Annotated in this window: 8 protein-coding genes; 5 read left to right on the forward strand and 3 right to left on the reverse strand. The window is 76.0% G+C overall.

What is annotated here, in order from left to right:
• The first annotated feature begins 49 nt into the window (after window positions 1-49).
• On the forward strand, window positions 50-1,123 hold the full coding sequence (locus MHY85_RS09275; RefSeq protein ID WP_239195767.1) for an AI-2E family transporter: 1,074 nt from the start codon (window positions 50-52) through the stop codon (window positions 1,121-1,123).
• Window positions 1,124-1,159: 36 nt separating this feature from the next.
• On the opposite strand, the gene MHY85_RS09280 is transcribed toward MHY85_RS09275, so the two are convergent.
• On the reverse strand, window positions 1,160-1,537 hold the full coding sequence (locus MHY85_RS09280; RefSeq protein ID WP_239195769.1) for a VOC family protein: 378 nt from the start codon (window positions 1,535-1,537) through the stop codon (window positions 1,160-1,162).
• Between the two features lie 182 nt (window positions 1,538-1,719).
• Here MHY85_RS09280 and MHY85_RS09285 point away from each other — a divergent pair, with 182 nt between their 5' ends.
• From MHY85_RS09285 to topA, 3 genes are all read left to right on the forward strand, one after another.
• Window positions 1,720-2,091: a hypothetical protein gene (locus tag MHY85_RS09285; RefSeq protein ID WP_239195771.1), complete on the forward strand. Its 372-nt coding sequence runs from the start codon at window positions 1,720-1,722 to the stop codon at window positions 2,089-2,091.
• 101 nt (window positions 2,092-2,192) lie between these two features.
• On the forward strand, window positions 2,193-3,206 hold the full coding sequence (locus MHY85_RS09290) for a phosphatase PAP2 family protein (RefSeq protein ID WP_239195773.1): 1,014 nt from the start codon (window positions 2,193-2,195) through the stop codon (window positions 3,204-3,206).
• An 85-nt stretch (window positions 3,207-3,291) separates the two neighbouring features.
• Window positions 3,292-6,081, forward strand: a complete 2,790-nt coding sequence (topA, locus tag MHY85_RS09295) for a type I DNA topoisomerase (protein ID WP_239195775.1) — start codon at window positions 3,292-3,294, stop codon at window positions 6,079-6,081.
• 6 nt (window positions 6,082-6,087) lie between these two features.
• Here topA and MHY85_RS09300 read toward each other — a convergent pair whose 3' ends face one another.
• Both MHY85_RS09300 and MHY85_RS09305 read right to left on the reverse strand, forming a co-directional pair.
• Entirely contained in the window at window positions 6,088-7,437 is a 1,350-nt protein-coding gene (locus MHY85_RS09300; RefSeq protein ID WP_239195777.1) for an alpha-amylase family protein, read from the reverse strand.
• 69 nt (window positions 7,438-7,506) lie between these two features.
• Window positions 7,507-8,298 (reverse strand): response regulator, encoded by a 792-nt coding sequence (locus MHY85_RS09305; protein WP_239195778.1) that lies wholly within the window; start codon window positions 8,296-8,298, stop codon window positions 7,507-7,509.
• 227 nt (window positions 8,299-8,525) lie between these two features.
• Between MHY85_RS09305 and MHY85_RS09310 the strand changes: the two genes are divergently transcribed.
• The gene (locus tag MHY85_RS09310; RefSeq protein WP_239195779.1) at window positions 8,526-10,034 is read left to right on the forward strand and encodes an anion permease; all 1,509 of its coding nucleotides are present in this window, start codon (window positions 8,526-8,528) and stop codon (window positions 10,032-10,034) included.
• The last annotated feature ends 47 nt before the right edge of the window (window positions 10,035-10,081 follow it).

Raw genomic sequence — 10,081 nt, forward strand, 5'->3', positions numbered from 1 at the left:
GCGGGGTCCCACCTGCGGGCGTGCCACGCGAGCCGCGACGAGGCGGTGCGTGAGCGGGCGTGCCTCGGCGGAGAGCGTCGAGCGGGCCCCCGGCGGGCCCGCGGGCCTCGTGGCCCTCGTCGCGGCGGGGATCGGCGTCCTCGTCGTGCGCGAGCTCGCGTGGCTGGTCGGGCCGCTCGTGCTCGCCGCCCTCGTGATCGTCGTCGTGCACCCGGTGCACCGGTGGCTCCGCGCGCTGGGCGCCCCCGGTCCCGTCGCCGTCGGTGGGGTCGTCGTGGCGGGGTACGGGCTGCTCGGCTCGCTGCTCGCCGTCGTGGCGTACGCGCTGTGGCGAGCCGTGGAGATGCTGCCCGAGTACCTGCCCCAGCTCCGGGCGTCGCTCACGGACCTGGCCGGGTCGCTCGGAGAGCTCGGGATGGAGGTCCCCTCGGCGGCCGAGCTGCGGGAGGGGCTCGACGTCGCGGGCGTGCTGGCCTGGCTCGGGCGTCTCCTGCCACCTCTGGTGCCGACCGCAGCCGCCCTCGTGCTGCTGCTGACGGTCCTGGCGTTCCTCGGCGTCGAGTCGACCCAGTGGGCGCTGCGGGGACGAGGTCTCGCGGTCGCGCGCCCGAGGGTGTACGCCGAGCTCGGCTCGGCTGTGCGTGGCACCCGGCGGTTCCTCCTCGTGACCAGCGTGTTCGCGGTGGTCGTCGGCGCCCTGGACACCGTGCTGCTCGCGGCCATGGGCATCCCCGCGGCGCCGCTCTGGGGGGTGCTCGCCGCCGTGTGCAACTTCGTCCCGTACCTGGGCTTCTGGATCGGCATGGCGCCGCCCGCGCTGCTGGCCCTCGGCCTGCACGGAGGCCGGGCGATGGTCGTCGTGGTCGTCGCCTACCTGGTGCTCAACTTCCTGGTGACGTCGGTCCTGCCCACCAAGTTCGTCAGCGATGCGGTGGGCCTGTCCATGACGGTCGAGGTGGTGTGCATCGTGTTCTGGGCGTGGGTGCTCGGCCCGCTCGGCGCCATCCTGGCCGTGCCGATCACGATCGTGGTCAAGGCGGTGCTCGTGGATGCGGACGTGGGCGTCCGGTGGCTGTCGGACCTGGTGTCGTCGTCCCGCTCGCTGCGGCACGTGCACTCCTGAACGCGCGCGTGCTCCCGGCGTCCGCCCGGCGTCCCCTCAGTCCCGCTCGATCACCGAGAGCACGTTGCCCGACGGGTCGGTGAACCACGCGATCAGCGGCCCCCCGCCGCGGAACACCCCGTCCTCGTCGGTCTGGGTGGGCGTGCCCTCGTACCGCTCGAACACCACGCCCCGGCCCCGCAGCTCGGCCACCGCGGCGGGCACGTCCGCGACCGGGAAGTTCAGCACGGTGAACGAGGCGGGGACGTGCGCGTCGCCCTTCGGGTACAGCAGGACGTCGCGACCGGCCAGGTGCAGGGTCAGCATCCCGTCCCGCTCCTCGGCGTCGAGGCCGAGCACGTCGGCGTAGAACGCCCGGGCGGCGGGCACGTCCGCCACCGAGTAGCCGCTGAAGGACTCGCTGAGATCGAGCATGACGGGCTCCCTCGTCGTCGCCGGTGCCGGCCGCGTGCCCCCAGCGTGCACCCGGGACCGTGCCCGCGGGAAGATCCCGCGACGCACAGGGAGCGGCCCGTCCCGGCCCAGGCGGCTCTCAGGCCCCGGCGGTGCGGTGGTCCCGTCGCCCCGGCCCGGGGCCGGACGAGAGGGAGCCCGCCATGACCGCCCTGGACGCACCCGATCCGTGGATCACCGCCACCGTGCGCCCCGCGGGGTCGTTCGGCCGCGCCGACGCCGGCCGGCTGCGCGCCCTGCTCGACGCGCTGTCCGCGTGCGCGTCGGTCGTCGTGCTCGACCTGCGCTCCGCCCGGCTGCGCAGCCGGCGCGCGGCCGAGGCGGTCGACGACGCCGCTGTGCTGCTGGAGGCCCGCGGCGGCTGCCTGCTGTGCGTGCACGCCGACGACGAGACCCGCGCGCACCTCGCGGGCGCCGGCCCGCACGCCGTCGTGCTCGACGGGGACCCGGGCGCGGCGCCCGGCGACGACGGCGCGGCCGGGCGCCCGGCCGCACCGCTCGTCGCGTGGCGGTGACCGGCGGCTCCGCGTCCGCCGCCCGCCGACCTGGTGGAGGATTGGTGTGCGCGGGCCGTGCGGCCGTCGGCGCGGGGACCGGCTCGCCTACCGTGGTGCCCATGCCCCGCCCGACCTCCGCCCCGGCGACCCCGTGGCGCGCCCCCGACGGCGCCGACGCCGGGCGCGTCGCCCCGCCGGCCCGCTGGCGCACCCCCGCGTCGACGGTGCGCCGGGTGGCGGCGGCGCTGCTGGTCGCGCTGATCGCCGCCGTGGGCGTGGGCGTGACGTGGCGCGTGTTCGTCGGCACCGCGCAGGGGCAGGCGGTCGACCAGGCGTCGCTCGACGGCGCCCACATCGGCCAGAACCGGCTGTGGGAGGTCGCCGAGCCGGTGCTGGACGTCGTGTCGGTCGGGTTCATCGCGGCGGCGGTCGTCGCGTGCGCGGTGATCGCGTTCGCCCGGCGGCGCTGGGGCCTGGCGCTGGTGGCGGCGGGCGTGCTGGCGGGGGCGAACGTCACCACCCGGGTGCTCAAGTACTGGGTGCTCGACCGGCCCGACCTGGGCTACGGGCCCGACTTCAACACGCTGCCCAGCGGGCACACGACGGCGGCGGCCTCGGTCGCGGTGGCGGTGCTGCTCGTGGTCCCGCCCCGCACGCGGCCGTGGGTGGCGGTGCTGGGCGGCGCCTACGCGGGCGCCACGGGCGTCAGCACGCTGGTCGGCCAGTGGCACCGCCCGTCGGACGTGGTCGCGGGCCTGCTCGTGGTGCTGGCGTGGGGTGCGCTGGCCTGCGCGGTGCTCGCGCTCGGGGTCGACACCGCGGGGGACCGCCGCCCGCCGACGGCGGCGCTGCGCACGGTCGGCCGCGGCGCCGGGACCGGGCGGGGTCCGGGGACCACCGTGGCCCTGTGGCTGCTCGCGGCGGTGACGGTGCTGGCCGGGGCCGCGGCGGCGGTCGCCCTGCGGCGCACGTGGTCGTCCGACGACCCGGTCGGCAGCACGGCGGCGCTCCTGACGTCGTACGGTGGCGGGGCGCTGGGCATCGTCGCGGTCGCCGCCGCGTCGTCCGGCGCGCTGCTGGTGCTGCGCCGGTCCGCCACCTCGGGGGCGGACCGCGTGGGACCGACGTCGTAGAGTTCCCCCGCACCGGCGGTGTCATGCTGTCGCCGCCCCGCACGCCCGGCAGCCCGGGTCCGCAGTCCGAAGGAAGCAGGAGCGCATGTCCGCAGGTCGCAAGCTGGTCATCGTGGAGTCGCCGGCCAAGGCGCGCACGATCGCCGGGTACCTCGGCGACGGCTTCGACGTCGAGGCCAGCGTCGGTCACATCCGTGACCTGCCGCAGCCCAGCGAGCTGCCCGCGGAGATGAAGAAGGGCCCGTTCGGCAAGTTCGCGGTCGACGTGGACAACGGGTTCGCGCCCTACTACGTGGTCGACTCGGACAAGAAGAAGAAGGTGACGGAGCTCAAGCGGCTGCTGAAGGACGCCGACGAGCTCTACCTCGCGACCGACGAGGACCGCGAGGGCGAGGCCATCGCGTGGCACCTGCTGCAGGAGCTCAAGCCCAAGGTGCCGGTCAAGCGGATGGTGTTCCACGAGATCACCCGCGAGGCGATCACCCGCGCGCTCGAGAACACCCGCGAGCTCGACGACCGCCTGGTGGACGCCCAGGAGACCCGGCGCATCCTCGACCGGCTGTACGGCTACGAGGTGAGCCCGGTGCTGTGGCGCAAGGTCCGCCAGGGCCTGTCCGCCGGGCGGGTGCAGTCCGTGGCGACCCGCCTGGTCGTGGAGCGCGAGCGCGAGCGCATGGCGTTCCGGGCCGCGGACTACTGGGACCTGACCGCGACGTTCGCGGTGGCGGACGCCGGCGAGCCGTCGTTCGGCGCCCGGCTCGTGCAGCTCGGCGAGCGCCGGGTGGCCTCCGGCCGCGACTTCGGCGACGACGGCGTGCTGAAGGGCTCCGGCGCGTCCCGCCCGGTGCACCTGGACGAGGACGCCGCGCAGGCCTGGGTGTCCGCGCTGGACGGCGCCGGGTACACGGTGCGGTCGCTCGAGACCAAGCCGTACACCCGCCGACCGGCCGCGCCGTTCACGACCTCGACGCTGCAGCAGGAGGCGAGCCGCAAGCTGCGGATGTCCTCCCGGCAGACGATGCGCACCGCGCAGACGCTGTACGAGAACGGCTACATCACCTACATGCGGACCGACTCGCCCACGCTGAGCGCGCAGGCGGTCGACGCGGCGCGCCGCCAGGCCGCCGAGCTCTACGGCGCCGACCACCTGCCGGACGCCCCGCGCGTGTACGCGTCCAAGAGCAAGGGCGCGCAGGAGGCGCACGAGGCCATCCGGCCCGCGGGCGACGACTTCCGCACCCCGGCGCAGGTCGCGCGCGAGCTGTCCGGCGACCAGTTCCGGCTCTACGAGCTGATCTGGAAGCGGACCGTCGCCTCGCAGATGGCCGACGCGCGCGGCTCGACCGCCTCGGTCCGGATCGCCGCCACCGTCCCCGCCCCCGCGCTGCCCGCGGGCAGCACCGCGGCCGACGGCCCGGCGGCCGGCACGGCGACCGACGCGCTGTTCGCCGCGTCCGGCACCGTCATCACGTTCCGCGGCTTCCTCGCCGCGTACGAGGAGGGGCGCGACGTCGACCGGTACGCCTCCGACGCCGAGGGCAAGGCCGCCGAGAGCGCCAAGGAGACCCGGCTGCCGCAGATGGCCGAGGGGGACCCGGTCACGGCGTCCGACCTCACCGCCGACGGCCACCGCACGTCCCCGCCGCCGCGGTACACCGAGGCGAGCCTGGTCAAGGCGCTGGAGGAGCGCGGCATCGGCCGCCCGTCCACCTACGCCGCCACGATCTCGGTCATCCAGGACCGCGGCTACGTGACCAGCCGCGGCCAGGCGCTGGTGCCCAGCTGGCTCGCGTTCGCCGTGACCCGGCTGCTGGAGGAGAACTTCGACCGGCTGGTCGACTACGACTTCACCGCCTCGATGGAGGAGGACCTCGACGCGATCGCCGCGGGGCAGAAGGACCGCGTCGACTGGCTGACCCGGTTCTACTTCGGCTCCGCGGCGGCCGAGGGTCCCGATGGCGACGGCCTGCGCGAGCTGGTCGCCAACCTCGGCGAGATCGACGCCCGCGAGGTCAACTCGATCGAGATCGGCGACGGCATCACGCTGCGCGTCGGCCGGTACGGCCCGTACATCGAGGAGTCCGGCGGCGAGCCCGGCCCGGACGGCAACCCGCGCCGCGCGTCGGTGCCGGACGACCTGGCGCCGGACGAGCTGACGGCCGAGAAGGCCCGCGAGCTGCTGGAGACCCAGCCCGAGGGCGACCTCGTGCTCGGCACCGACCCGACGACGGGCACGACGATCGTCGCGAAGAACGGCCGGTACGGCCCGTACGTCACGGAGCTGCTCCCGGAGCCCGAGCTCGACCCGGGCCTGTCGGCGGCGGCGAAGAAGCGCGCCCTGGCGGCGGCGCCCAAGCCGCGCACGGGCTCGCTGCTGAAGTCGCAGTCGCTGCAGACGATCACCCTCGAGGACGCGCTGCAGCTGCTCAGCCTGCCGCGGGTCGTGGGCACGGACCCGGAGACGGGCGCCGAGATCACCGCGCAGAACGGCCGCTACGGCCCGTACCTGAAGAAGGGCACGGACTCCCGCACGCTGCCGTCGGAGGAGGCGATCTTCACCACCACGCTGGAGGAGGCGCTGGCCATCTACGCGCAGCCCAAGCGCGGCCGCGGGGCGACCGCGACGCCGCCGCTGCGCGAGCTCGGCGACGACCCGACGTCGGGCAAGCCGATCGTGGTGAAGGACGGCCGGTTCGGCGCCTACGTGACCGACGGGGAGACCAACCGGACCCTGCCGCGGGACGTCACGCCCGAGTCGATCACCCCCGAGCAGGCGGTGGAGCTGCTCGCGGAGAAGCGCGCCTCGGCGCCGAAGAAGAAGCCCGCGGCCCGCAAGGCCGCCGCGCCCCGGAAGAAGGCCGCGGCCAAGAAGTAGCGGCCCTCAGACCTCCAGCACCACCCAGCCGGGCCCCGGGACGTCCACGGACGTGCCGCCGACCCGCGTGCCCGGCACGACGGCAGGGTCGGCGTGCGCCGCCACGGTCGCGCCCGCCGGGACGGGCAGCCCCCACGGCGTCTCGTCCAGGTCGAGCGCGACGAGCAGGGCGGCGCCGGAGCCGTCGGACGCGCGCGCCTCGTACGCCAGCCGGGTGTTCGTCACCTCGACCACCCGGGTCCGGGCGGTGTGCAGCCACGGGTGCCGCCGGCGCAGCCCGAGCAGCGCGGCGTGCCGGTCGTGCGTCGCCCACCCGTCCGGCGCGAGGTCGGGTCCGGCGAGGTCGCCCGGGGTCGGCGGGTACGGCGGCCGCACCTCGTCGTCGCCGCCCGCCCGGTCCTCCTTGACGCCGCGGTACGCCTGCTCGTCGCCGTAGTAGATCGCCGGGGTGCCGCCGACCGTCGCCAGCACCGCGAGCGCGTGGCCCGCGAGCGCGGCGTCGCCGACCCGGCTGGTGATCCGGGTGACGTCGTGGTTCCCGACGAACGTGTACGGGACGAAGTGGTCGAGGAAGCCGTCGTGCCGGCCGAGCGTCCACACCAGCTCGTGGAGGTTCCGCTCGGCGATCGAGGACCAGACGGCCTTCCACAGCTCGTACTGGGTGACCGCGTCGACCCCCGACTCCGCGACGAACGCCGGGTAGTCGCCGTGGATCACCTCGCCGACGAGGTACGCGTCCGGGTGCGCGGCACGGACCCGGGTGGTGACCTCCGCCCAGAACGCGGTCGGCACCGCGTAGGCCGCGTCGAGCCGCCAGCCGTCGGCGCCCGCGTCCAGCCACCGCGTCATCACGCCGGTGACCAGGTCCACGACCCGCGGCGAGTCGTGGTTCAGGGTCACCAGCGAGCGGTGGCCCTCGAAGCAGTCCCAGTCCGGCCCGTCGTCGGTCCAGCGGATGCGGAACAGCTCCGCCTCGGGGGAGCCGGGTCCGCCCGCCAGCGCCGCGCGGAACAGCGGGTGCTGGTCGCCGACGTGGTTGAACACCCCGTCCAGCAGCACCCGCACCCCCCGGTCGTGCGCCGCCGCGATCAGCCGGTCCAGGTCGGCGCGGTCGCCGAGCCGCGGGTCGACCCGGTCGTGGTCGACGGTGTCGTAGCCGTGCGTGCTCGACGCGAACACCGGGCCGAGCGCCAGGCCGTTGAGCCCGAGGTCGACCAGGTAGTCCAGCCAGCGCTCGACGTGCGCGAGGCGGTGCGCGACCGGGGCGCCGGGCCCGAGGGCCGCGTGCTCGGCGCCGGTGAAGCCCAGCGGGTACACGTGCCACCACATCGCGTGCTGCACCCACGGCGGGGCCATCGGCGTCCTCCCTCGTCAGCGGCTCCCTGCGACCCTCGCAGGTCACGAGCGACCTGTCACGCCGGGGCGTCAGGTGCCGACGTACCGCAGCGGCGGCCGGCCGCCACCGCCGTAGCGCGGCGCGCGCCGGCACACGCCCCGGTCCACCAGGTGCTCCAGGTACCGGCGGGCGGTGACCCGGGACAGCCCGGTGGCGGCGGCCGCCTCGTCGGCGGTGACGCCGTCCCGCGCGTCGTGCACCGCCGCGCGCACCAGGTCGAGGGACTCCCGGGCCAGGCCCTTCGGCAGCGGGTCGCGGCAGGGCGGGCGCAGGGTCGCGACCAGCGCGTCGACCTCGCCCTGGTCGGCGAGCGCGCGGTGGCCGGCGGCGTTCGCGCGGTAGGCGGCGTACGCGTCGAGCCGCTCCCGCAGCGCGGCGAACCGCAACGGCGTCACCAGGTAGTGCACCGCGCCGAACCGCAGGGCCGCGCGGACCGCCGCACGGTCCCGCACGGCGGTGGCCACGAGCACGTCGGGGGCGCCGTGCACGTGCTGCAGGGCGCGGCAGACGTCGAGGCCCGGGCGGCCGGGCAGCGCGAGGTCGAGGAGCAGCAGGTCGACCCCGCCGCGGACGGCCCGGGCGAGCGCGGCGTCGCCGTCCGCCGCCAGCCCCACGGTCCGGAAGCCGGGCACCCGGTCGACCAGCGCGCGGTGCTCCTGGGCGGTCGCCGGACGCGCGTGCGCGACGAGCACCCGCAGGTCGGCGGGCGCCGCGGCACCGGGCGCGGCGCCCGGCGCGGCGGGCGGACGCGGCCCGGGCGACCCCGTCCCGGCGCCGCCCCCGCCGCGGCGCGGGGCGGGGGGACGGTCGGCGGCCGGCATGCGCCCAGTCTCCGCGCCGGACCGTACCCACCCACCCGCGCTGAGTGGTCCGGGGCTCGCGGGTGAGGGGAGCGGGACCGCGCGCGGCGCCGTGCCGAACAGAACGACCGCAACGCCCGGAACGCGGCGGTCTGTCGCTCTCGGCGACCGGGCCCGCACCCATGCTCGTGCCACGTCCGGCCCCGGCCCGCCGCACCGGGGCGACCGTCTCGTCACCGGAGGCCCGCATGGCCCAGGACACCGCCGTCCCGGAGCCGGACGCCGCGCCGCCCGCGGACGGTGCGCCGCCCGTCGGCGCCCCGTCCGGACCGCCCGGCCGCCTGCGCCCCGTCCCGCTGGCCCGGCTCGCGGTCCCGGTCGCCGTCGGCGCGGTGCTGTGGTGGGTGCCGCCGCCCTCCGGGGTGGACGCACCGGCGTGGCACATGTTCGCGATCTTCGTCGCCACGATCGTCGGCGTCATCGCGCGCCCGCTGCCGATGGGCGCCGTCACCGTCGTCGGGATGGTGGCGACGATCGTCACCGGCGTCCTGGAGCCGGGCGAGGCGCTGTCCGGCTTCTCGAACACGACCATCTGGCTGATCGTCGTCGCGTTCTTCATCTCGCGCGGCGTGATCAAGACGGGGCTGGGCGCCCGCCTCGCGCTGTTCTTCGTCTCGCGCCTGGGGCGCAGCCCCCTGGGCCTGGCGTACGGCCTCGCCGCGACCGACCTGCTGCTCGCCCCGGCCACGCCGTCGAACACCGCGCGGGCCGGCGGCATCATCCAGCCGATCGTCCGGTCGATCTCCGCGTCCTACGGCAGCGAGCCGGGGCCGACGTCCGGGCGGATCGGCTCCTACCTGACCAGCACCGCGTTCCACGTCAACGCCGTGACCTCGGCGATGTTCCTCACCGCGATGGCGGGCAACCCGCTGGCCGCGCAGCTCGCGGGCGACCAGGGCGTCGACATCTCCTGGGGCACCTGGGCGCTCGCGGCGATCGTGCCGGGGCTGGTGGCGCTGGTCGTGGTGCCGCTCGTGGTCCGCGCGGTCGACCCGCCCGAGGTCCGCCGCACCCCGGAGGCCGCCGACCGGGCGCGCGCCGCGCTGCGCGACCTCGGCCCGCTGTCCGCCGGGGAGAAGGTGATGACCGGCACGATCGTCGGCCTGCTCCTGCTGTGGACCCTCGGCGACGCGCTGTTCGACGTGTCCGCCACCACGACCGCGCTGATCGGCCTGGTCGCGCTGCTGCTCACCGGCGTGCTGACCTGGGACGACGTCAAGCGCGAGACCCAGGCCTGGGACACGCTGGTCTGGTTCGCGGTGCTGGTGATGATGGCGACCCAGCTCAACGCGCTCGGCCTCATCCCGTGGCTCAGCGGGGAGATGTCCGCGCTGGTCGGGGACATGGGCTGGCAGCAGGCGTTCGTCCTGCTCACCCTCGTGTACTTCGTCAGCCACTACCTGTTCGCGTCCAACACGGCGCACATCTCCGCGATGTACGCCGCGTTCCTCGCCACCGCGATCATGGCCGGCGCCCCGCCCGTGTTCGCCGCCCTGGTGCTCGGCTTCATCTCGAGCCTGTTCGCGTCGCTGACCCACTACTCGTGCGGCCCGGCCCCGGTGCTGTTCGGCTCCGGCTACGTGCCGGTCGTCCGGTGGTGGCGCACCGGCGGCGTGGTGGCCGCCGTGAACATCGCGATCTGGATGGGCGTCGGCGGGCCCAGGACGTCGCCCATCGTGTCGTGCTCGAGCCGGTAGCCGGCGGGGATCTCGGTCGGGGGGTGGCTCATCGCGGTCTCCTGGGG

It is taken from the genome of Cellulomonas sp. ACRRI, assembly GCF_022346185.1.
Taxonomy (GTDB): Bacteria; Actinomycetota; Actinomycetes; order Actinomycetales; family Cellulomonadaceae; genus Cellulomonas.